We start from the raw sequence: 23,151 nt of genomic DNA on the forward strand, positions 1-23,151 counted from the left end.
CCGGCGTTCTCGCCATTGTTTCCAGGAGGCCGTCATGAATCGTAAACGTCATCTGTTGCGCGGCGCTGGCGCCGGGCTTGCCCTGGCCGTGCTGGCGGGCTGCACGGGCATGAACACCACGCAGTCCGGCGCCATCGGCGTCAACCGTACGCAGTACATGTCCAGCCTGGTGCCGTCCCAAGCGCTGGAGCAGGAAGCCAGCCAGCAATACGCCGACATCCTCAAACAGGCGCAAGCCAAGGGCTTGCTGGATCGCGATGCGCAGCAATTGGCGCGCGTGCGCACCATTTCCCAGCGGCTTGTTGCGCAGGCGGGCATTTTTCGCCCAGATGCGGCGGGCTGGAAATGGGAAGTCCACGTCTTGTCCAGCGATGAGGTCAACGCCTGGTGCATGCCCGGGGGCAAGATTGCCGTCTATACCGGCCTGATCTCCAAGATCAAGCCGACCGACGATGAGCTTGCCGCAGTGATCGGCCACGAGATTGCCCACGCGCTGCGCGAGCATGCGCGTGAGCGCGTTTCGCAGCAGATGGCCACGAACCTGGGCTTGTCGGTGTTGTCGATCGCCACGGGTTCCAGCGCTGCTTCCGACCTGGGCGGCCAGCTGACCGACGTGATGTTCTCGTTGCCCAACAGCCGCACGCATGAAACGGAAGCGGATCGCATGGGTGTCGAACTGGCGGCCCGGGCAGGTTACGACCCCCGCGCCGCGGTGACCTTATGGCAAAAGATGGGGGCGGCCAGTAGCGGCAGTGCGCCGCCGGAAATCTTGTCGACGCACCCGTCGGCCGAGTCTCGCATCACCGATCTGCAAGCCGCCGCCCAGCAAGTATTGCCGCTGTATCAGCAGGCGAAGAAATAGCGGCGTCATCGCGCAGCAGCCACGCAAGAAAATAAGCCGCCCGGTGTCAAACCCTGGCGGCTTATTCGTTGATGCGTCGTTGATGCGCGGCGCGACTACGCCGAGTTTGCCACGCGCTTCACGCCAGGGCCACGCATGACCTCAATGCCCAAGCCGGCCAGGATGCGCTGCGTTTCAGCGTCCGGCACGTCTTCGGCGTATACGTCGATGTTCAAGGCACGAGCGGTTTCCAGCACCGAGGCCGTCAACTGTTGGCTGCCCGGGCTTTGCGACATCCCTCCCACAAAGCCGCCACCCAGTTTTACGTAGGACAAAGGCAGCGTGTGCAATTGGGCCACCGCACCGAATTGCTGCGCCAGGCGGCGCACGCCAATATGCGCGCCAAAGTCCGAGACAACGCGGGCCAGCGTGGCGATCTGCTCGTGGCATTCCACGAGACCGTGCGCATCAATCTCCAGAAACAGGCGATGGGCCAAGGGCCGGTGTTCCGTCAGCATCAGGGCCAATTGGCGGAAGAACTTCTGGCCTCGCAAGGACGGCAAGGCGACCCGCACCGCCAGTTCACCGTCATGGGTGGCAAGCCAGTCCAGGCCAAGGCGCACCGATTCCAGGTCGCAATCCGCCACCAGGTCCAGGCGCACCGCGGGGGGGATGAACAGCGTAGCGGGAATGGCAACCTGGTCGGCGGACGTGCGCAGCATCAGCATGGCCTCGGTGCGCAAGGCGGTGCCGTCGGCCGCCAGCAGTCGTTCCGTGGCCAGTTCGAAGTGCTTTTCTTCCAGCGCGGACAGAATGGCGTCCTTCCAGGCCCGCTCTCCCGACTCCGACGGCGATTGCATGTCCGTTGCGCCCGCGATCACGACCTGATCGTTGTTGGCGCTTTCCGCGCGCATCAGGCCGAAGTCCAGGCGCGCCAGCACCGGGCCGGCCTGATTGCCCCGGCCGTAGTCCGTCATGGCCAAGGCCCAGCGGCAAAGATGGCCTTCCCCAACGGGAATGCGCGTGGCATGCAGGTCGGCCCGCAACTGCTCGGCCACCATCATGGCCTGTGGCGCGGCGCAGCCGGGCAGCAACAACGCAAAGTCCGAACCGTTCAGGCGGGCCAGCAAAGGCGACGCCACGTGCAGCGCCTTCAGCGCACCCTGAATCCGTTCGCACGCGGCGCGCAGCCATTGGTCGATGAATTCGCGCGGCATGTGGCGGTTCAGGTCAGCCAGGTCGCGTTGGCGGAACACCAGCACGTGCCCGCCCGCGACGGTCGGCGCTTCAAGCGCGCGCCGGAATTCGTTCACGAAGTATTTGCGGTTCGGCAAGCGGGTCACCGGGTCCTGGTTCAGCTCCAGTTCCAAAGATTCGATCTTGGCGTTCTGTTCTTCCACGCTGGCGTACACGCGCTCGCGGGTCTGGTTCAACGCCTGTACCACGCCCGACAACTCGGGCACGCGCGCCTCGACCTGCTCGGGCGGGGTGTCTTGGCCGATGCTGCGGACATGGTCGCTGATCTCGCGCAGCAGACGGTTCTTGATCCATCCCACCAACACAAAGGCAAACACGGCCCACAACACACCTGCGCCGACCACCAGCGCAATCATCTTCACGCTGCTGCGCCACAGGGCTTCCCAGGCGTACGAATCATTGGCGATCAAGGTCACTTCGCCCAACTGGCGCCAGCCGTCGCTGACCGCGTGGCTGGCCGGTTGCGTGTCCAGCGGCGCCAGCTTCTGAAACCAGGCGGGAACCGCATTCGGCGTGGCGGTGGACCTGCGCTCGATCAGCACCTTGCCTTCGGGGTCCGCCAGGCGAACCAGCGAGAAATGCCCCCCGTCGTACAGCGCCGATATCAGCAATTCCTGCAGCACCGGATCGTTATTGGCGGGCTGCGACAACGACAGCGCCAGCGACACCGCCGCATCGGTGCTTTGCACCTGCAACTGGCCAGACAGGTATTCGCGCGCCGAGTTGATGCTGAGCGCCAACGTGCCCAGCAGGATGACGCCGATCGCGAGGGTCACGCTAAGCAGTAACTGTCGAAGTATGGACATAGTCTTGTTTCCGGCCATCAGGGGCGTATGCCGTCCCGTTCCATGCGTTGAAGTAGATCACGCCAGCGGCTGAGTCGGTCAACCGGCGCGGCAGGCTTGCCGTCAACGTAGACACCGTCGGCGTTGAAACTGAATACCGGCGTCAGGTCGCGACGTTGCGTGGCCGGCAAGATGGTTGAGATCAGGCTGTCCAGCACCAGCGGGACGGCGTTTGGCGTGTCGTAGTAGCCCAACACCATGTGGGCGACCTGGCTGCTGCTGGCCGGCCCGCCCACGCGCGCGCGGACGTAGATGAAGCGCAGCTTGTTGGCGGGCACACCCATCGCCAACCGGGTGAAGTACTTGCCGATGACGTAGTCTTCACAGTCGCCGGCGCCTCGGCCCAGCGATTCCAGCGGCGTGGCCCAGTAATCGGCCTGCTTCCAGAGGGTGATGTCTTCGGCGGACAGCAGCGCCTGGTTCCAGAAATCGTTGGCGAGCGTCAGGCGGTCTCTTTCTGTCGCGGGCGGCGGGTTGCGCAGCAGTTGCAGCCAGTTGGAAACAGATCTGGCGCTTTTGGCGCCGTAGCGACTTGCCGCCAGGTTCTGCAGTTTGACGGCATCGAGCTCGATTGCGAACGTGCCGCCCCACCAGCATGTGAGGCCAAGCAAGGCAAGGCCGATAACCCGTTTCAACCGAAGCGGGCGGCGGCGGAGCATGATTCCAGGGGCAAGTAATCTGGCCGCATGTGGGTGCAGTTCTTTCGGGATATCAGGCGGTTGCCTAATTATGCTTGGCCTGCCGGGCGGCCTTCATTTGTGCGCGGTCCGACGCCTCTTGCGTGAGGTTCTTGATGTAGCCGTCGTAGGTTTCGCCGTGCGTGGCCTTGCGGACTTCTTCGCCCACCTGGCATGCCCATTTCTCGCCTCCGACGATCAGTGCGGATTGCGTGATCAGGTCGGCATAGGATGAGCGCAGGACGAATGCGATGCTTTTCTCGTAATTGCCGCCGTCGCGCTCCAGCTTGGTGGCAATCTGCCAATTCGAAACGGCATTGATGAGCACCGCATTCAGGTGGTCGAAATGCGAGCGGTAAAAGGCATTCCGGGGCAGGCGCACGAGCGCCTCGAAGAAGCCCTGATTGATTTCTTCGTCAGGGACATCCTTGTCGCGGTCGATCAGATCGTCCCACAGATGCGCGATACGGCACACCATGTCCACGTAATCGGCCGCGGCGGCGTTTCCCTTGAACCAGGTCAGGAGCTGGTCGCGTTCAAAAAAATGCTTGGGCATGGGATACGGGAATAAACCCGCGATCCGACCCGCCGGGCCGGATCGCGTGGTGGGTGGGTCAATGATGGTCGACGATGAGTTTACCCTTGTTCAACAGGTCATTGATGACTTGGGCGCTGGTCAGCGAGCCGTTGTTGGTGAGGTCCACGTTCTCCAGAATGATCTTCTGGTCGACGTTGTGCTGGAGGTCTCCATTGGTGCTGACGTTGATCACCGTGTTGTTGCCTTCCTTCTTGACCTGCAGATAGTCAGTCAGCGGGTTGTTCTCTTCGTGTTGCAGCAGGTCCTTCAGGTCGAGCACGTCGCCGTTATTGGCGGGGGTGGCCGTCGAGAAGTCCTTGATGCGGTCCACGGCGGGCGTGGCGGCCGTGCCTTGGTCGTTGAGTTCCCAGCGGAAGGTGTCGCTGCCGGCGCCGCCCACGAGGATGTCGTTGCCTTTGCCTCCGACCAGGATGTCTTTGCCCGTACCGCCGTAGAGGGTGTCGTTGCCCTCGCCACCGTTCAGGTAGTCATTGCCGCCCTGGCCGAACAGGGTGTCGTCGCCCTTGCCGCCGTACAGGAAGTCGTCTCCGCCGCGCGTGTCATTGGGCTTGTCGAATTCGGCGCTGTGCTGCTGCAGATAGTTGTAGATCTCCGCGGTAGTCGGGGCAACGCCGTTCTTTTGCGCCGTCATGAAGTCCACCAACGCCTGCCAACCCTGGCCGTCATGGGTGCCCTGGGCATGGCCGGCCCACGACAGGTGGTCGGTGTTGATGGTGTCGCCGAAGATGATGTCGTTGCCTTCGCCGCCATTGATCGTGTCGCTGGAGACCGGAGCCAGCTCGGTCGACGAATGGCCTCCTTGCAGCGCGGCGTCAAGTTCGTTGGCGCTGTTGACGATCTGGGGTTGGCCGACCGTGCCGGTGACGGTGTATTCGTTGCTGTTGCAACCGCTGCCTTCCTGAATTTTTTGCGAACCAGTGCCCGTGGCGTTGGTGTTGTCGAAGAAACGCAGATAGTCGCTGTTCACACCCGCACCGATGCCAATGCCGTACATCACGACCTTGTTATCGCCAACCAGCACGCCGGATCCGTCCACCAGCGGCTTGGCTGCATCGACGGCTTGCTGCATCGCCCCGTTGCTTTGGTTCCCGCTAGACCCGTAGACGGTGGGATTGCCGTCCGTCAGGAAGAACGTCAGGTTCTGGTAGTCGTGAGCCGCATCCTTTCCGTCCGAAACCTGGGAGTTGAACCAGGCCACGGCCTTGTTGAAGGCATCTTGATAATTGGTGTTGCCGTCGGCCTTCAAACCATCAATGGCATTGAGCAACAGGTGGACGTTCTGCGGCGTCAGGTTGTTCAGCGTCACCCCTTTCTGCGCAGTGTCGGCAAACGGAATCAGGCGAACGTTCACCACGCCATCGTGATCGGCCAGTTGATTGGCCAGTGATACCAGGGAGCTCTTGAGCAGGTCGATCCGCGTTACTTTGGTGTTGCCGATCTTATCCGTCATGCTGCCGGACACGTCGACGATCAGCGAGATGTTGTAGTTCTTGCCCGGTTCCACGGCCGTGACGGAGCCGCCTCGGTCGCCCACCAGGATGTCGTTGCCACCGCCGCCGTTCAAATCCGTATTGCTGGCGTTATTGCCCAGGACGAGTTTGTCGGTGCTCAGTGTGAACGTATGGTCGGCCGACGTATTCTGGCCGCCGTGGGCGGTGCCGCCCGAATCCCGCACCGAGAAGTCGAACGTGGCGTCCCCGCCTGCGCTCGAGGGCGTGAACACCAGTTTGCCTGCTTGGATGTCGGCCACGGTAATGACCTGGCCCGTGGTCACCGGCTGATTGTTGAACATCAGGGTGCCTTCACCGGCGCCAGGCACGCGGGTAACGACCACGCTCTGGAAGCTGTCGTTCTCCACGCCGTCATTGAACGGGAAGTCGGACGTCTTGAGCACGTACGAGGTGCCGATAGCCAGATGCGCGGACGCATCGCCAGAGACCGGCGCATCGTTGGTGCCCACGATGGTCACGTCGACAGGGCTGGATGCGGTGCCATCTTGAGACGTGACGGTGAAGTTCTCGGTCAACGTTTCGCCGGCCTTCAGGTTTTGCACCTCGGCCAGCGCGTTGTTCAACTGGTAGCTCCAGTTGCCGTTGGCGTCGACCGTGAACGTGCCGTACTTGCCCGGCACGCTTGCCTGGGCCTGCACATAGCTCTGATTGGCATCCGGATCGGAGACCGTGAGCTTGCCGCTGGCGAACGCCGGCGAATCCTCGTAGACCTGGCCCGAGCTTGAGCCGCTGATGGTGGCCGCGTCGTTCTTGCCCATTACCGTGACGGTCAGCAAGGCTTGGCTGGTGCCGCCTTCGCCGTCCGAAACCGTGTACCAGACCGAGGTTTGGCCAGGCTGGCCTTCAGCCAGATTCTGGAAGTCATTGCCCGGGTTGAACGAGTAAGTACCGTCAGCGTAGATGATGAAGGTGCCGCCATTCAGGCCCGCGACCGTCTGGCCTACGCCGTTGGCATTTCCGCCCACCGCGGAGACGTGCAGCGGGTCGCCATCCGGATCCACGTCATTGGCCAGTACGCCCTTCGTGACGTCGGTGACCTGGATGGACGTATCTTCGTCAGTATTGGCCTGGTCGTGATCAGCCTGGGGCAGCGGATTGGTGATATTCCACTTGAAGGTCTGCGTCGTCGACGCGCCAGCCAAATCCGTTGCCGTGACCGTGATCGTGTGCACGCCGGTGCCGCCAAACTGCGACGCGGAATGATCGATCTTGCCGCTGATGATGCCGGTGTTCGGATCAATCGTCAGGCCAGCCGGCAAGCCGGTGGCGCTGAAGGCGAGTTTGTCGCCCGTGCCTGCGTCCGCGTCCGCGAAGTGGCTCGATACATCCAGGCTCACGACCGTCTGCGAATCCTCGCCGCTCTGGTTGGCGATCGCAGTGGAGGTCGGACCTGAGTTGGTGCCCGTAACCGTTACGGTCAACGTCGCGGTTGACGTGCCGCCTTCGCCGTCGGAGACGGTGTAGGCAATCGACGTGGTGGCACTGACACCGTTCGCCAGGTGCTGGAACGCGGTGCCGGGGTTGAAGCTGTAGGAACCGTCGGCGTTCAAGGTGAACGTGCCGCCGTTGGAGCCCGCGATAGCCGAGCCCACGTTGGTCGCTTGACCATTGACCGCCGAGACGGTCAGCGTGTCGCCGTCCGGATCGGTGTCGTTGGCCAGCACGCCGTCTTGGGCATTGACGTTCAAGCCCACGCCCTGGTTGGTCGAACCGTCGTCATCGACAGCGGTCGGCGCCGGGTTCTTGACGTCCCACGAGAAGTCTTGCGAGACCGAAGCGCCGCTCTTGTCGGTGGCGGTGATGGTGATGGCGTAAACGCCTTGAACACCACCTTGCGAGGCCGAGTTGTCCAGCGTGCCGGTGATGAGGCCGGTGGTCGGATTGATGCTCAGGCCCGGCGGCAGGCCGGTGGCCGAGTAGGTCAGCGTATCGCCGGTGTCCACATCGGAGAACTGGCCGGAGACATCGACCGGGGTGATGGCCTGGCCGTCGTTGCTGGCCTGGTCGTCCAGGGTCACGCCCGGGGTCAGGATGGGCGTGTCGTTGGTGCCGGTCACCGTTACGGTCAGCGTCGCTGTCGACGTGCCGCCTTCGCCGTCGGAGACGGTGTAGGTGATCGTGCTGATCGCTTTCTCGCCAGCGGCCAGGTTGTTGAAGGCGTTACCGGGGTTGAAGGTGTAGGAACCATCAGCGTTAAGGGTGAACGTGCCACCACCTTGGCCGGCTACGGCCGCGCCCACGTTGGCCGCTTGGCCGTTGACTTGCGAGACGGTCAGCGTGTCGCCATCCGGATCGGTGTCGTTGGCCAGCACGCCGTCTTCGGCGTTGACGTTCAAGCCCACGCCCTGGTTGGTCGAACCGTCGTCATCGACAGCGGTCGGCGCCGGGTTCTTGACGTCCCACGAGAAGTCTTGCGAGACCGAAGCGCCGCTCTTGTCGGTGGCGGTGATGGTGATGGCGTAGACGCCTTGAACACCACCTTGCGAGGCCGAGTTGTCCAGCGTGCCGGTGATGAGGCCGGTGGTCGGATTGATGCTCAGGCCTGGGGGCAGGCCGGTGGCCGAGTAGGTCAGCACATCGCCGGTATCGACGTCAGAGAACTGCTTGGAGACATCGACCGGGGTGATGGCCTGGCCGTCATCGCTGGCTTGGTCGTCCAAGGTCACGCCCGGGGTCAGGATGGGGGTGTCGTTGGTGCCGGTCACCGTTACGGTCAGCGTCGCTGTCGACGTGCCGCCTTCGCCGTCGGAGACGGTGTAGGTGATCGTGCTGATCGCTTTCTCGCCAGCGGCCAGGTTGTTGAAGGCGTTACCGGGGTTGAAGGTGTAGGAGCCATCAGCGTTAAGGGTGAACGTGCCGCCACCTTGGCCGGCCACGGCCGCGCCCACGTTGGCCGCTTGGCCGTTGACTTGCGAGACGGTCAGCGTGTCGCCATCCGGATCGGTGTCGTTAGCCAGCACGCCGTCTTCGGCGTTGACGTTCAAGCCCGCGCCCTGGTTGGTCGAACCGTCGTCATCGACAGCGGTCGGCGCCGGGTTCTTGACGTCCCACGAGAAGTCTTGCGAGACCGAAGCGCCGCTCTTGTCGGTGGCGGTGATGGTGATGGCGTAGACGCCTTGAACACCACCTTGCGAGGCCGAGTTGTCCAGCGTGCCGGTGATGAGGCCGGTGGTCGGATTGATGCTCAGGCCTGGGGGCAGGCCGGTGGCCGAGTAGGTCAGCACATCGCCGGTATCGACGTCAGAGAACTGCTTGGAGACATCGACCGGGGTGATGGCCTGGCCGTCGTTGCCGGTTTGATCGCCCAGCGTCACGCCCGGAGTCAGGATGGGCGTGTCGTTGGTGCCGGTCACCGTCACGGTCAGCGTCGCTGTCGACGTGCCGCCTTCGCCGTCGGAGACGGTGTAGGTGATCGTGCTGATCGCTTTCTCGCCAGCGGCCAGGTTGTTGAAGGCGTTACCGGGGTTGAAGGTGTAGGAACCATCAGCGTTAAGGGTGAACGTGCCACCACCTTGGCCGGCTACGGCCGCGCCCACGTTGGCCGCTTGGCCGTTGACTTGCGAGACGGTCAGCGTGTCGCCATCCGGATCGGTGTCGTTGGCCAGCACGCCGTCTTGGGCATTGACGTTCAAGCCCGCGCCTTGGTTCGTTGCGTCGGTGTCATCGACAGCGGTCGGCGCCGGGTTCTTGACGTCCCACGAGAAGTCTTGCGAGACCGAAGCGCCGCTCTTGTCGGTGGCGGTGATGGTGATGGCGTAGACGCCTTGAACACCACCTTGCGAGGCCGAGTTGTCCAGCGTGCCGGTGATGAGGCCGGTGGTCGGATTGATGCTCAGGCCTGGGGGCAGGCCGGTGGCCGAGTAGGTCAGCACATCGCCGGTATCGACGTCAGAGAACTGCTTGGAGACATCGACCGGGGTGATGGCCTGGCCGTCATCGCTGGCTTGGTCGTCCAAGGTCACGCCCGGGGTCAGGATGGGGGTGTCGTTGGTGCCGGTCACCGTTACGGTCAGCGTCGCTGTCGACGTGCCGCCTTCGCCGTCGGAGACGGTGTAGGTGATCGTGCTGATCGCTTTCTCGCCAGCGGCCAGGTTGTTGAAGGCGTTACCGGGGTTGAAGGTGTAGGAGCCATCAGCGTTAAGGGTGAACGTGCCGCCGTTGGAGCCCGCGATAGCCGAGCCCACGTTGGCCGCTTGGCCGTTGACTTGCGAGACGGTCAGCGTGTCGCCGTCCGGATCGGTGTCGTTGGCCAGCACGCCGTCTTGGGCATTGACGTTCAAGCCCGCGCCCTGGTTGGTCGAACCGTCGTCATCGACAGCGGTCGGCGCCGGGTTCTTGACGTCCCACGAGAAGTCTTGCGAGACCGAAGCGCCGCTCTTGTCGGTGGCGGTGATGGTGATGGCGTAGACGCCTTGAACACCACCTTGCGAGGCCGAGTTGTCCAGCGTGCCGGTGATGAGGCCGGTGGTCGGATTGATGCTCAGGCCTGGGGGCAGGCCGGTGGCCGAGTAGGTCAGCGTATCGCCGGTGTCCACATCGGAGAACTGGCCGGAGACATCGACCGGGGTGATGGCCTGGCCGTCGTTGCCGGTTTGATCGCCCAGCGTCACGCCCGGAGTCAGGATGGGCGTGTCGTTGGTGCCGGTCACCGTCACGGTCAGGGTCGCGGTCGACGTGGCACCCTGGAAATCGGAAACCGTATAGGTAATCGAGGTGGTGGTCGTCTGGTTCAGCCCCAGGTTCTGGAAGGCAGTGCCAGGGTTGAACGTGTAAGTGCCGTCAGCGTTCAGCGTAAAGGTGCCGCCGTCGGAACCCGCCACGGCGGTGCCCACGCCAGCGGTATCGCCATTGACGTGCGAGACATGCAAGGCGTCGCCGTCCGGATCGGTGTCGTTACCCAGCACGCCTTCGGTGCGATGGTCCACCACCAGCGTGTTGTCCTGTCCGGTGGAGCCCGTGTCGTCGGTGGCGACCGGCGCGGGATTGCCGACGTTCCACACGAAAGTCTGCGTCACCGAGGCGCCAGATTTGTCGGTGGCCGTCACGGTAATGAGGTACTCGCCCTTCACGCCGGTGTTGGTGTGATCGGATGCCCAGTGGGCAAACTGCCCGCTGAACGTGCCGGTGGCCGTGTCGAAGGTCAATCCGCCGGGTACGTAGTCGACCGAATACGTCAACACATCGCCGCTGTCCACGTCATTGAAGAAGCCGGCCAGGTTGTAGTCGACGGTATCGCCGTCCATGTTGCTCTGGTTGTCCAGGGCAACCGCGGTGGGCGCGTCGTTCGTGCCGGTGATTTCAACCGTGAGGGTGGCGGTGCTGGTGCCGCCTTCGCCGTCCGAGACGGTGTAGGTGATCGTGCTAGTCGTTTTCTCGCCGACGGGCAGGCTCTGGAAGGCCGAACCGGGGTTAAAGCTGTAGGAGCCGTCGGCGTTCAGGGTGAAGGTGCCGCCGTTGGAGCCAGCCACGGCCGCGCCCACGTTGGTTGCCTGGCCGTTGACCTGCGAGACGGTCAGCGTGTCGCCATCCGGATCGGTGTCGTTGGCCAGCACGCCGTTCTGGGCATCCACGCTGAGGGTGGAGTCTTCGTCGGTCGCGCCGCTGTCATTGACGGCGGTCGGCGCCGGGTTCTTGACGTCCCACGAGAAGTCTTGCGAGACCGAAGCGCCGCTCTTGTCGGTGGCGGTGATGGTGATGGCGTAGACGCCTTGGACACCACCTTGCGAGGCCGAGTTGTCCAGCGTGCCGGAGATGATGCCGGTCGTCGGATCAATGGTCAGTCCGGGCGGCAAACCGGTAGCCGAGTAGGTCAGCACATCGCCAGTGTCGACGTCAGAGAATTGCTTGGAGACATCGACCGGGGTGATGGCCTGGCCGTCATCGCTGGCTTGGTCGCCCAGCGTCACGCCCGGGGTCAGGATGGGGGTGTCGTTGGTGCCGGTCACCGTCACGCTCAGGGTCGCGGTGCTGGTGCCGCCTTCGCCGTCGGAGACGGTGTAGGTGATCGTGCTGGTCGCCTTCTCGCCAGCGGGCAGGTTCTGGAAGGCCGAACCCGGGTTGAAGCTGTAGGAGCCGTCAGCGTTCAGGGTGAAGGTGCCGCCGTGGGAGCCGGCTACGGCCGCGCCCACGTTGGTTGCTTGGCCGTTGACCTGCGAGACGGTCAGCGTGTCGCCGTCCGGATCGGTGTCGTTCGCCAGCACGCCGTTCTGGGCGTCAACGTTCAGGCTGGTGTCTTCGTCCGTTGCGCCGTTGTCGTCCGTGGCGGTCGGAGCGGGATTGCTGACGTTCCATGCGAACTCTTGCGAGGTCGAGGCGCCGGACGGATCCGTCGCGGTCACGACTACGGTGTAGACGCCGTTGGCGCCGCCCTGGGAAGCGGAATGATCGATCGTGCCGGTGATGATGCCGGTGTTCGGATCGATGGACAGGCCCGGCGGCAGGCCGGTGGCGCTGAACGTCAGCTTGTCGCTGGTGTCGGCGTCCGAGAAACGATCCGACACGTCGTAGCGGACTTCCGTTTGGGCGTCGATGCCGGTCTGGTTGGACAGCGCGGAGGACACGGGACCATCGTTGGTGCCGGTTACCGTCACGACGACGGTCGCCGTGGAGGTCGCCCCGCTGGGGTCCGTGATGGTGTACGAGATGGTGCTGGTGGCCGTTTCGCCGACGGCCAGGTAGTCGTACTGGCCGCCCGGTGTGAACACATAGCTGCCGTCGGGCTGGACGACGAAGGTGCCGCCCGTGGAGCCCAGCACGCTGATGCCGCCCGGAATCATCGGGCGGCCATTGATTGACGTGATGGCCAGCGGGTCGCCGTCGGGATCGGAGTCGTTGTTGAGCAGGTTGCCGCGGACTTGGGAGTTCTGATCGCCGCTGCTGGCGTCATTCAACGCATTCGGCGCGTTGTTGTTGGCAACCGTGGGCGGCGTCACGGCCGCATCGCCATCATCACCAGTCGCGCCCGCGCCCGCCGCGCGGGACACGGTATCGTCGCCTCGGGCCGGGTTCGGGTAGGCCAGATCCAGCGGCGAGGTCGATTCAAGAATCCGGGCCAGGCGTACAAAACTGCTGCCGCCGGCATCGCCACCGCCCGCCACGATGGCGGCGGTGGGGTCGAGTTCGTCAAACGGGTCGCGGCCGGCTTGCAGAGCGGCCAGCAGACGGTCGGAATCGGTGCCGGTGGGCGGCGCTACCGCGGCTTCGCTGGCATCGGCCAACGGGCCTGCCATGTCGCCATTCACGGCAACTTCACGGCTTTCTCCGATGACGATCGGCATGCCGTTTTCAACCTGAAGGGAAACCGTGGCGCCCGAAGCCGTGACGATGTCGCTGCCGGCGGGGACTTTGCTGCCTTGATGCAGTTCGGTCAGAGAGCCGTCGCTATTGCGTATCCACGCGCGACCGGAGATTTCATTGACGATTGCGGGAGAAGAGTTGGCCATGTGGGTTCCGTTTCAGGGAGTTATCCAAGATGGCCAGATACTAAAGAGCGCCGCGCCGGCGCGATATTGTCCTCAAGGACAGGTTCAGGAAGGTATTTTGCTGCGCGTGTCGGCCGGCGCCGAAATGCCGTGGACCAGCAGGGCGAGTTGAAGGCGGTCAGACACCTTGAGCTTCTCGAAAACAGCGGACAGATGCGCCTTGACCGTACGTTCGGTGATGCCCAGCGCCTCGGCGATCTGGGCATTGGCCTGGCCGCTGGCGGCATATCGCGCCACCGTGGTCTCGCGTTCGGTCAACACGCCGTCATCCCAGGAATGCGAGTCCTGAGCGCGTTCGGTCACCAGCTTCAGCAGGCGCGCCACCAACGAACGGCCCATCCAGATCCCGCCGGACAAAACCACTTCCAGTGCTTGCGACAGGGCGGCGGCGGGTGCATAGCTGTGGCAATAGCCGTGGGCGCCAGCGCCCAGCACCTGGGTGCCTTGTTCGTCGTTGGGGCTGGGGCTGGCCACCACCAGGTGCAGGCCGGCCACGGCAGGTGCCCAGATGGGGTCCTGCCAGGACGGCAAGCGCGGCACGCCGGTATCCAGCACGGCCAGTGTGCGGCCTTGCTCGCGCCAGCGCTGCAGGTCGGCCAGGCCGCGCCCGCGGGCAGCCAGCCAGCGCGTGGAATCCAGCGTGCGCCAGTGCTGCCAGAGCAGGTCGTCGTGCGTAATCAACAAGACGGGAACAGGTTTCATAAAGCCTTCCAGCTCTCCTTTAACGTTCGGTGAAGGCGTTCGCCTTGGCACGCAAAATCGGCTTGAGCAGGTACTGCAACACGGTGCGTTTACCTGTCAGGATATGAACCTCTGCCACCATCCCGGGGATGATGGGCAATAGCTTGTCGCCCACGGTGCTGCGGTCCGTACGGACGCGCACCACGTAATAGGAATTGCCTTTCTCGTCGGTGACCGTGTCGGCGCCGATCTGTTCGACCTTGCCTTCCAGGCCGCCATAGATGGCGAAGTCGTAGGCGGTGAACTTCACTTCCGCCTTCTGGTCAGCGTGCAGGAAGCCGATGTCGCGCGGCTGGATACGGACTTCCAGCAGCAGCGTGTCGTCCTTGGGCACGATTTCGATGATGTCCTTGCCCGGCTGCACCACACCGCCAACCGTGTTGTTGAACAGCGTCTTGATGGTGCCGGCCAGGGGCGCGCGGACTTCCGCCAGCTTCACTCGGTCGGCCAATGCCAGCTTGCCCTGGCGCAGGGTGGCCAGCTTGGTGTTGGTTTCCGACAGCTCGCTGCGCGCCTGGTTGCGGATATTGAGCTCGGATTCTTCAAGCTTGCTTTGCGCTTCCTTGATGGACGCCTGGAAGCGGTCGATCTGCGCTTCGGCGCCTTTCTGTTCGCCGCAATAGCGCGCCACATCGCGCTGCAAGCGCAGCAGGTCCACTTCAGATACGGCGCCGCTCTTGAGCAGCGGCCGCGTTACCTGCAGTTCGCGCGACGTCAGGCTGCAACTGGCCGAGGCCTGGTCGCGCTTGGCGATGGTCTCGCGCAAGTCTTCTTCGCGCTGCTTGAGCTGTTCGCGCGCCACGTTGATGGTGGCGTTCAGTTCGGTATTGCGCGCCAGGTAGGCGTTGCGTTCCATTTCGACCAGGCCGGGGGCTTGCTTGAGCACCTCTTCCGGGGCAACGAACGGTTCGCCGGTGGCCAGCGCATTCAGGCGGGCGGATCGGGCCAGCAACGACAGATATTCGGCGTTGTTCTCGCCGAGCGAGGACGCAAAGCGTGTGGAATCGATCTTCAGCAGCGTTTGGCCGGCTTGCACCTCCTGGCCCGGACGGACCAGGATTTCCTCGACGATGCCGCCGTCCAGGCTTTGGATGATCTGCACCTGGCGCGACGGCACGACCTTGCCTTCGCCCCGCACCACTTCGTCGATGCTGCCGGTGGCCGCCCAGACGATCAGCAGGAATGTCGCCAGCAGCGCCACGCACAGCAGCACGCGCGAACTGCGGGCCTGCGATTCGTGGATGACCCATTCGGCGTTGCCGACATAGTCGGAACGCTTTTCCCTATTGCCTTTGTCGGCGCCATCCAGCAGCCGATCGAAGAAGAATACGAAGATGTTGCGCAATTTGTGCCACAAGCCGCCCAACAGGCCGTGCTTGATCTGTCCAGGATTATTCTGCATGACGCCCTTAACTCCCGCGTCCAACGCGTCCTTGACGCAGTGCCTCGACAACCTGCTCCTTAGGACCGTCCGCCACGATGTGGCCGTTATCGATCACGATCAGGCGATCAACCAGGTCCAGCAGCGCGGTGCGGTGCGTGACCAGCAGGATGGTCTTGGTGGCGCTGGCCTCGCCCAGGCGCTTGCGCAATTGGGCTTCGCTTTGGTGGTCCATGTTGCTGCTGGGTTCGTCCAGCAGCAGGATCGGCGGGTCGTTGATCAACGCGCGCGCCACCGCCACGGACTGGCGCTGGCCGCCCGACAGCGATTCGCCACGTTCGCCGATCACCATGTCAAAACCGTTGGGGTGCAGGTTGGCAAAGTCGGTAACGCCGGCCAGATTGGCGGCCGCCAGGATGCTGGCGTCGTCGGCATAGGGCGCGCCCATGGCCAGGTTGTGCTTCAGGCTGCCGTAGAACAGCGTCGGGTCTTGCGGCACGTGGCCGATGGCGCGGCGCACGTCGGCCGGGTCGATCTGGCGCACGTCTACTCCGTCCAGCAACACGGCGCCTTCGGTGGGTTGATACAGCGCCAGCGCCAGCTTTTCCAGCGTGGTCTTGCCTGAACCGATACGGCCGATGATGCCGACTTTTTCGCCAGGCTTGAGCTTGAACGACACTTTCTTCAACACCGGCTGGGTGCTGCCGGGGTAGGCGAACGTCACGTCGCGGAATTCCAGGCCACCATGAAACACGGGGCGATGCAGGAACTCGGCTTCAGCCGGGCGCTCGATCGGCAGCTTCATGTAGTTGTCGATGGAACCCAGCGATGTGCGTGCGTTCTGGTACTGCATCAACAGCCCGGCCACCTGGCCCAGCGGCGCCAGGCAGCGGCCGGCAATCATGGATGCGGCGATGATGCCGCCCATGGACATGGCGGATTCCTGCGCTTGGTAGACGCCAATGATCACAACGGCGATCGACACCAATTGCTGGACGGCCTGCACAAAGCCCACCGTGGACGACGAAATCAGCTTGAGCTTGCCGCTGGTATGCGCGATGAACTCGGTGGCGCGTTCCCAGTTGCGCTGGACGGAGCCTTGCGCGTTCAGCGTTTTCACGGCCTCCAGGCCGGTCAGCGCTTCCACCAGCGTCGCGTTGCGTTGCGAACTGGCCTGGAAGCTGGCCATGGTCAGCGCCTCCATGCGGGCTTGCGCGGCAAACGACACCAGCAGAATCAAGATGATGGCAACCAGCGGCGGCAGGATCATCCATGGCGAGATCCAGGCCAGCGCGGCCAGGAACAGCAGGATGAAGGGCAGGTCGACCAGCGTGGTGATCGTGGCGGAGGCGATGAAGTCGCGGATGGATTCGAACGAACGCAGGTTGGCCGCGAAAGACCCCACCGACACTGGGCGGCCCTCCAGGCGCAAGTCCAGCACCCGCTCCATGATCTGTGCGGACAGGCGCACGTCGACCCGCTTGCTGGCGCTGTCCACCACATGGGAGCGCGCCGTCGACAAGACCATGTTGAAGATGACCACCAGCGTGATGCCGATGGCCAGCACCCACAGCGTTTCAACCGCGTTGTTGGGCACCACGCGGTCGTACACGTTCATCGTGAACAAGGGCATGGCCATGGCGAAGATGTTGATCAGCAGCGCGGCGACCAGCGCGTCGCGGTACAGGCGCCGATTTTCCATGATGGCAGCCCAGAACCAATGGCGCTCTCGCACTTTGGCGACTTCGGGCGCGCGGGCGTCGAAGCGGAACTGCGGGCGCACAAAGCACACCAGACCGGTGTATTGCGCGGTCAGGGCTTCGTGCGTCATCTCGACGGAACTGCCGCCCAGCTCGGGGTGGCTGACCAGGTACTTGCCGTCTTCTTTCTTCAGCAGCAGGCAGGCGCGTTCGCCTTGCAGCAGCAGGATGGCGGGCAAGAGGTCTTGGGAAATGCTGTCCAGCGTGCGCTTGACGACGCGCGCGGAAAGTTGGGCGCGCGCCGCGGCGCGCGGAAGCAGGGCAGGGGTCAGGCGGTGCTCTTCCAGCGGCAGGCCGGAAGACAAGGCCTGGGCCGTGGCCGTCACGCCATGCAGGCGCGTGATTTCAACCAGGCAGTCCAGCAGCGGGTCATCGTGCGCCGCGCGAGCGTCGGTGCGCCATTCCCGAGCCGCCGCTTCAGATAACTTGTCCATCGTCGTCATCCAGGAGGTCGAGGTGTTCCGAGAGGCGCGCGCGTTGCTGCTTGCGCTGTGAAAGCTTTTGCTGTGCCTGAATAGGCAGGTCCGTCATGCGCAAGGTGCCATTGGCGATCAAGGCGTCGATCAGGTCTTCCAGAACGCGGACAAAGTCCGCGTCCAATTGCGAAAATTCGTTGCCCTGGGGCGTCATATGGCCTCCTTGCGTCCTGCCGCCATTACGGCTTGGCGTTGGATACGTTCAGCGGCACGAGCGTGGGCGGCAACGTGCCTTCGTTGTATTGAACGCGCACCGGAGCCAGGCGGGCAGAGTCGGGAACCGTCGAATTGCAAAGCTTGATCACTTCGTCGGTCACCTCCAGCTTGCCGTTTTCCTCGGGCATCTCGTTGCGCGCGGGTTGCAGCGTCAGGGCAGGCAGCAGCGTGTGCGACAGCGCCAGCCAGCGATACTGCGCAAGCTTGAGGTCATATAAGCCGTTGGTCAATGCGCGGCGTGACTCAAACAGCTCGTTTTCGGTGTCCAGCAAATCCAGCAGCGAACGCTGGCCAATCTGGAACTGTTGGCGATACGCATCACGCACCTTGGTGGTGGCCACTTCGTGGTCGCGCAGGAAGGGCAGCTTCTGGCTCAGGCTGGTGATGTTGTTCCAGGCCACGGCCAAGTCTTGCTGCACGTTGCGGCAGGTGTAGTCGCGGATGTCGCGCGCTGCGTAGGACTGCGCAGCCGTCTGGCGCACGCGGGCCGAATCGGCGCCGCCGCGGTACAGGTTGTAGCTCATCACCACCTGCACGCTGGAACTTTGGATGTCGCGGTTTTCGGGCGTGGGGTCATTCTGGTCACGACCCGAGGACGCCACGAATTCAAACTTGGGCGAAAAAGCGCCCTTGGACGAGGCGACGCCCGCTTGCGCGGCTTGCAGCCCGGCCTGCTTGGACAGGAAGCTGGGGTTGCGGCGCAGCGACTCGTTGAAGTCACTCGGCTTGACGGGCAGCTTGCCGGCGACGTCGGGCGGCGGTTGCATGGCTTCAGGCGGGAAGGCGCCGGTCACGCGCTGGAAGCGCTGTTGCACGTCCAGCAAATTCGCGGTCTCGGTCATCAGGTTTGTCTGAGCCAGGGACAAGCGACCACCCGCCTGTTCAAGGTCGACCCGGCGGCCAACGCCCGATTCCGTACGTTCGCCGATTTGCTTCAGCGTTTCTTCGTGCAGCGAATAATTCTGGCGCGCCAGCAGTTCCATGTCGCGGTAGCGCTGCAGGTCGATATAGGCCTGGACCGCCGCAAAGGCCGTGCTGTCGCTGGTGGCCAGCACATCGTAGAAGCGCGCAAGCTTGTCGAAACCGGCTTGCTTGACGTCGTTGCTGGTACGGAAGCCGTCGAAAATCAATTGGCGCAGTTCAACGTTGTAGCCGGGACGGCTCCAGCGCTGCGAGCCGACGTCGGGCACGTTGCTGCGATATTCGCGCCCCACGTAGCCCAGCGCGTTGATCTGCGGGAAGAACGCAGCACGGGCAACCGACTGGCCTTCCAAAGACGCTTGAAAGTCGTGGTACTTCGCCTGGATTTCCGGATTGCTGAGCAGGGTCTGCTCCACAATCTGGTTCAGCGTCACTGCGGGGGTGCCGGCAGAGGACGCCGCGGCGGGGGGAGCTGCAGGCGCGGAAGTTTGGGCAAATGCAGCGGGAACAAAAGCCAGGGCAAGAATCGTAGTCGTGCGTTTGAGCAAAAACGAAGCCATAGTGATTATTCGCGGGTCAGGTTGGAATGAATGGCCGCCATGTTGTATGTAAATGTCATAGTCGACTAGTCAAGATTTGTTAAGTCTTGGTATTTAACAAACGGCGGTCCATAACTTATCGTCGCGCAACATCACCTAATTTGACTGAATTTGCACGAACTACGCAGGTTTATTTTGCTATCGCTTTTATTAATACGGTTTATTACGCATTATGTCGAAAGCTATGTGTCCTGAGTGAAACGGGATTATATCGACTTGATAATTGTGTATCTATTTTATTTACATCTATTGTGTGGTTGATTAACTTCATTCACCCACCAAAGCGTGAGACTGCGCGGGCTGAAGGGAGGCGTACCGGCGCATCATGGTAGTAGTGGTACTAGTATGTATCGTGCGCTTGTACTAGGTTTGGAGCGTGGGCATAATTCATTCATGCCGCAGTGGCCGGCGCGGGAGCGATTTGCTTTTCAACCGCGTGAGGCTCAAGCCGGATTGTCTATTTGCAGAGCGCATCCATGGCCCAAACCCTTTACGACAAACTCTGGGACGCCCACATCGTCCACCAGGAATCAGACGGCACCTGTCTGCTCTATATCGATCGCCACCTGGTGCATGAAGTCACCAGCCCCCAGGCGTTCGAAGGCCTGGCCATCGCCGGGCGCAAGCCGTGGCGCACGGGCGCCAATCTGGCGGTAGCGGACCACAACGTGCCGACGCTGAATCGCGCCCAAGGTATTGACGACCCCATCTCGCGCCTGCAAGTGGATACGCTGGACGCGAACTGCGAAAAGTACGGCATCACCGAATTCCGCATGAATGACCTGCGTCAGGGCATCGTGCATGTGATCGGACCCGAGCAAGGTGCAACGCTGCCTGGCATGACGGTCGTCTGTGGCGATTCGCATACCAGCACGCACGGCGCGCTGGGCGCCTTGGCGTTCGGCATCGGCACGTCCGAGGTCGAGCACGTGCTGGCGACCCAGACGCTGCTGATGAAGAAAGCCAAGAGCATGCTGATCAAGGTCGATGGCGACTTGCCGTTCGGCTGTACGGCCAAGGACGTGGTCCTGCACATCATCGGCATCATCGGTACGGCGGGCGGCACGGGCCACGCCATCGAGTTTGCCGGCAGCACGATCCGCGCGCTGTCGGTGGAAGGGCGCATGACGGTGTGCAACATGGCCATCGAAGCCGGCGCCCGTTCGGGCATGGTCGCGGTGGACGACAAGACCGTCGACTACTTCCGTGGCCGCCCGTTCGCGCCCACGGGCGTGGTGTGGGACCAGGCCGTCAAGTACTGGCGCACCCTGCACACCGATGACGGCGCCAAGTTCGACACGGTAGTGGAAGTGAACGCGCGCGATATCAAGCCGCAGGTCACCTGGGGCACCTCGCCTGAAATGGTGCTGCCGGTGGATTCCCGTGTGCCGGACCCCGACCGCGAAAAAGACGACGTGCGCCGCAGCGGCATGGAGCGCGCCCTGCAATACATGGGCTTGAAGCCCAACACGCCCTTGACCGACATTCGCGTCGACCGCGTGTTCATTGGTTCGTGCACCAACTCGCGCATTGAAGACCTGCGCGCGGCGGCTGCCGTGGCGCGCGGCAAGCGTGTGGCGTCCAACGTGCGCCAGGCGATGGTTGTGCCGGGTTCCGGCCTGGTCAAGCAACAGGCCGAACGCGAAGGCCTGGACAAGATCTTCATCGAAGCCGGTTTTGAATGGCGCGAACCGGGCTGCTCGATGTGCCTGGCCATGAACGCCGACCGCCTTGAGCCCGGCGAACGCTGTGCCTCCACGTCGAACCGTAACTTCGAAGGCCGGCAAGGCCAGGGTGGGCGTACCCACCTGGTCAGCCCCGCCATGGCAGCCGCCGCCGCCGTGGCCGGCCATTTCGTCGACGTCCGCACGTTCCGTTAAGCGATCACGCACCGAGTACCGACATCATGCAAGCATTTACCACTCACGAAGGCCTGGTGGCTCCGCTCGACCGTGAAAACGTCGACACGGACCTCATCATCCCGAAGCAGTTCCTCAAGTCGATCCAGCGCACCGGTTTCGGCCCCAATCTGTTTGACGAGCTGCGTTACCTTGACCACGGCGAACCCGGCATGGACAACAGCAAGCGTCCGCTGAACCCGGACTTCGTGCTGAACCAGCCGCGCTACCAAGGCGCATCGATCCTGTTGGCGCGCAAGAATTTCGGCTGCGGTTCCAGCCGCGAGCACGCGCCCTGGGCGCTGACGCAGTTCGGCTTTCGCGCCATCATCGCGCCGTCGTATGCCGACATCTTCTTCAACAACAGCTTCAAGAACGGCTTGCTGCCGATCGTGCTGTCCGAATTGGAAGTGGCCCGCCTGTTCGACGAAGTCAAAGCCTTCCCGAACTACAAGCTGCAAATCGACCTGGACCGCCAGGTGGTGATTGCCGCGGACGGCCGCGCCATGGGCTTCGACATCGAACCTTTCCGCAAATACTGTTTGCTGAACGGCTTTGACGACATCGGCCTGACGCTGCGCCATTCCGACAAGATCCGCGCCTTCGAGGCCGAACGCCTGGCCCGCCACCCGTGGCTGGAAAGCCGTCCCATCGCCTGAACCCATACTGATCACAGGATCGCATTTAAATGACCCACAACATCGCAGTCTTGCCGGGTGACGGCATTGGACCGGAAATCGTCGAGCAGGCCGTGCGCGTGCTCAAGGCGCTGGACGTTTCCATCGACATCAAACAAGCCCCCGTGGGCGGCGCCGCGTTCGACCAGTTCGAACACCCGCTGCCGCCGGCCACGCTGAACCTCGCCAAGGAATCGGATGCCGTGCTGTTTGGCGCCGTGGGCGACTGGAAGTACGACAGCCTGCCGCGCGAATTCCGCCCGGAGCAAGCCATTTTGGGCCTGCGCAAGGCGCTGGGCCTGTTCGCCAACCTGCGTCCCGCCATCTTGTACCCCGAGCTGGCCAGCGCCTCGTCGCTGAAGCCCGAGATCGTGTCCGGCCTGGATATCCTGATCATCCGCGAACTGACCGGCGACATCTATTTCGGCACGCCGCGCGGCGTTCGTTCGTCGCCCGATGGCGTGTTCGCGGGCGAACGCGAAGGCTACGACACCATGCGCTACGCCGAATCCGAAGTGCGCCGCATTGCGCGCATCGGCTTCGAATCGGCCCAGAAGCGCAACAAGAAGCTGTGCAGCGTGGACAAGGCCAACGTGCTGGAAACCTCGCAATTCTGGCGCGACATCGTCATTGAAGTGGCGCGCGAGTACCCGGACGTCGAGCTGTCGCACATGTATGTCGACAACGCCGCGATGCAGTTGGTGCGCAACCCGCGCCAGTTTGACGTGATCGTCACCGGCAACCTGTTCGGCGACATCCTGTCGGACGAAGCGGCCATGCTCACGGGTTCGATCGGCATGCTGCCGTCGGCATCGCTGAACGCGGGCGGCCAGGGCTTGTACGAGCCCAGCCACGGTTCGGCACCGGACATCGCGGGCCAGGGCATCGCCAACCCCTTGGCGACGATCTTGTCGGCGGCCATGTTGTTGCGTTATTCGCTGAATCTGGCTCCGCAGGCCGACCGCATTGAAGCCGCCGTGCGCCGCGTGCTGGCCGACGGCCTGCGCACCGCCGACATCTTCGAGCCGGGCACGACGAAAGTCAGCACGGCAGGCATGGGCGACGCAGTACTGAAAGCCCTGGCCTGAATGCCGGGCAGGGGGTAGCGCCCTTGCGGCGCGAGCCCCGTTTCTTGAAGGGCCGCCTGCGTAGCGGCCCTTTTTTCGGCCCTGTTGCGACGGCGCCGCGAAAGGGGTTTTCAAGGCTTTCGACCCCCATTATTTCTAGCTGCACCGCAACATCCCTCCGTGCATTCTGATAAATTGTTGAATT

13 protein-coding genes are annotated in these 23,151 nt (G+C 63.2%); 4 read left to right on the top strand and 9 right to left on the bottom strand.

Annotated features, from left to right (window positions below; all coding sequences use genetic code 11):
* Positions 1-34 precede the first annotated feature (34 nt).
* A complete protein-coding gene (locus CVS48_RS14910; protein ID WP_100855113.1) occupies positions 35-862 on the top strand; it encodes a M48 family metallopeptidase in 828 nt (275 codons plus the stop codon).
* Positions 863-957: 95 nt separating this feature from the next.
* Here CVS48_RS14910 and CVS48_RS14915 read toward each other — a convergent pair whose 3' ends face one another.
* From CVS48_RS14915 to CVS48_RS14955, 9 genes are all read right to left on the bottom strand, one after another.
* Complete coding sequence (locus tag CVS48_RS14915; RefSeq protein ID WP_100855114.1) at positions 958-2,904, bottom strand: bifunctional diguanylate cyclase/phosphodiesterase; 1,947 nt, start codon at positions 2,902-2,904, stop codon at positions 958-960.
* A gap of 17 nt (positions 2,905-2,921) precedes the next feature.
* Positions 2,922-3,605 (bottom strand): transglutaminase-like cysteine peptidase, encoded by a 684-nt coding sequence (locus tag CVS48_RS14920; RefSeq protein ID WP_419191457.1) that lies wholly within the window; start codon positions 3,603-3,605, stop codon positions 2,922-2,924.
* 61 nt (positions 3,606-3,666) lie between these two features.
* Positions 3,667-4,176: a hypothetical protein gene (locus tag CVS48_RS14925; protein WP_100855116.1), complete on the bottom strand. Its 510-nt coding sequence runs from the start codon at positions 4,174-4,176 to the stop codon at positions 3,667-3,669.
* Between the two features lie 58 nt (positions 4,177-4,234).
* Complete coding sequence (locus CVS48_RS14930; RefSeq protein ID WP_100855117.1) at positions 4,235-13,171, bottom strand: retention module-containing protein; 8,937 nt, start codon at positions 13,169-13,171, stop codon at positions 4,235-4,237.
* A gap of 84 nt (positions 13,172-13,255) precedes the next feature.
* Complete coding sequence (locus CVS48_RS14935) at positions 13,256-13,912, bottom strand: response regulator transcription factor (protein WP_100855118.1); 657 nt, start codon at positions 13,910-13,912, stop codon at positions 13,256-13,258.
* Positions 13,913-13,931: 19 nt separating this feature from the next.
* On the bottom strand, positions 13,932-15,353 hold the full coding sequence (locus CVS48_RS14940; RefSeq protein WP_100855119.1) for an HlyD family type I secretion periplasmic adaptor subunit: 1,422 nt from the start codon (positions 15,351-15,353) through the stop codon (positions 13,932-13,934).
* 7 nt (positions 15,354-15,360) lie between these two features.
* Entirely contained in the window at positions 15,361-17,526 is a 2,166-nt protein-coding gene (locus CVS48_RS14945; RefSeq protein ID WP_167401002.1) for a type I secretion system permease/ATPase, read from the bottom strand.
* Positions 17,510-17,722: a hypothetical protein gene (locus tag CVS48_RS14950; RefSeq protein WP_050448630.1), complete on the bottom strand. Its 213-nt coding sequence runs from the start codon at positions 17,720-17,722 to the stop codon at positions 17,510-17,512. Before CVS48_RS14950 ends, CVS48_RS14945 begins: the two co-directional genes overlap by 17 nt.
* 25 nt (positions 17,723-17,747) lie before the next feature.
* Positions 17,748-19,265, bottom strand: a complete 1,518-nt coding sequence (locus CVS48_RS14955; protein WP_100855121.1) for a TolC family outer membrane protein — start codon at positions 19,263-19,265, stop codon at positions 17,748-17,750.
* A 515-nt stretch (positions 19,266-19,780) separates the two neighbouring features.
* On the opposite strand from CVS48_RS14955, the gene leuC reads away from it, so the two are divergent.
* The 3 genes from leuC to leuB are packed head-to-tail and all read left to right on the top strand — an operon-like array spanning position 19,781 to position 22,967.
* Complete coding sequence (gene leuC, locus CVS48_RS14960) at positions 19,781-21,184, top strand: 3-isopropylmalate dehydratase large subunit (RefSeq protein ID WP_100855122.1); 1,404 nt, start codon at positions 19,781-19,783, stop codon at positions 21,182-21,184.
* A gap of 26 nt (positions 21,185-21,210) precedes the next feature.
* Entirely contained in the window at positions 21,211-21,861 is a 651-nt protein-coding gene (gene leuD, locus CVS48_RS14965; protein WP_050448627.1) for a 3-isopropylmalate dehydratase small subunit, read from the top strand.
* 29 nt (positions 21,862-21,890) lie between these two features.
* Complete coding sequence (gene leuB / locus CVS48_RS14970; RefSeq protein ID WP_100855123.1) at positions 21,891-22,967, top strand: 3-isopropylmalate dehydrogenase; 1,077 nt, start codon at positions 21,891-21,893, stop codon at positions 22,965-22,967.
* The last annotated feature ends 184 nt before the right edge of the window (positions 22,968-23,151 follow it).

This window comes from Achromobacter spanius (assembly GCF_002812705.1).
GTDB classification, from domain to species: Bacteria; Pseudomonadota; Gammaproteobacteria; order Burkholderiales; family Burkholderiaceae_B; genus Achromobacter; species Achromobacter spanius.

What these genes read in the sequence shown, in the direction of transcription:
- CVS48_RS14910 (WP_100855113.1), top strand. Translation starts at nt 35, where the DNA reads ATGAATCGTAAACGTCATCTGTTGCGCGGCGCTGGCGCCGGGCTTGCC.
- CVS48_RS14915 (WP_100855114.1), bottom strand. Translation starts at nt 2,904, where the DNA reads ATGTCCATACTTCGACAGTTACTGCTTAGCGTGACCCTCGCGATCGGC.
- CVS48_RS14925 (WP_100855116.1), bottom strand. Translation starts at nt 4,176, where the DNA reads ATGCCCAAGCATTTTTTTGAACGCGACCAGCTCCTGACCTGGTTCAAG.
- CVS48_RS14930 (WP_100855117.1), bottom strand. Translation starts at nt 13,171, where the DNA reads ATGGCCAACTCTTCTCCCGCAATCGTCAATGAAATCTCCGGTCGCGCG.
- CVS48_RS14935 (WP_100855118.1), bottom strand. Translation starts at nt 13,912, where the DNA reads ATGAAACCTGTTCCCGTCTTGTTGATTACGCACGACGACCTGCTCTGG.
- CVS48_RS14940 (WP_100855119.1), bottom strand. Translation starts at nt 15,353, where the DNA reads ATGCAGAATAATCCTGGACAGATCAAGCACGGCCTGTTGGGCGGCTTG.
- CVS48_RS14945 (WP_167401002.1), bottom strand. Translation starts at nt 17,526, where the DNA reads ATGGACAAGTTATCTGAAGCGGCGGCTCGGGAATGGCGCACCGACGCT.
- CVS48_RS14950 (WP_050448630.1), bottom strand. Translation starts at nt 17,722, where the DNA reads ATGACGCCCCAGGGCAACGAATTTTCGCAATTGGACGCGGACTTTGTC.
- CVS48_RS14955 (WP_100855121.1), bottom strand. Translation starts at nt 19,265, where the DNA reads ATGGCTTCGTTTTTGCTCAAACGCACGACTACGATTCTTGCCCTGGCT.
- leuC (WP_100855122.1), top strand. Translation starts at nt 19,781, where the DNA reads ATGGCCCAAACCCTTTACGACAAACTCTGGGACGCCCACATCGTCCAC.
- leuD (WP_050448627.1), top strand. Translation starts at nt 21,211, where the DNA reads ATGCAAGCATTTACCACTCACGAAGGCCTGGTGGCTCCGCTCGACCGT.
- leuB (WP_100855123.1), top strand. Translation starts at nt 21,891, where the DNA reads ATGACCCACAACATCGCAGTCTTGCCGGGTGACGGCATTGGACCGGAA.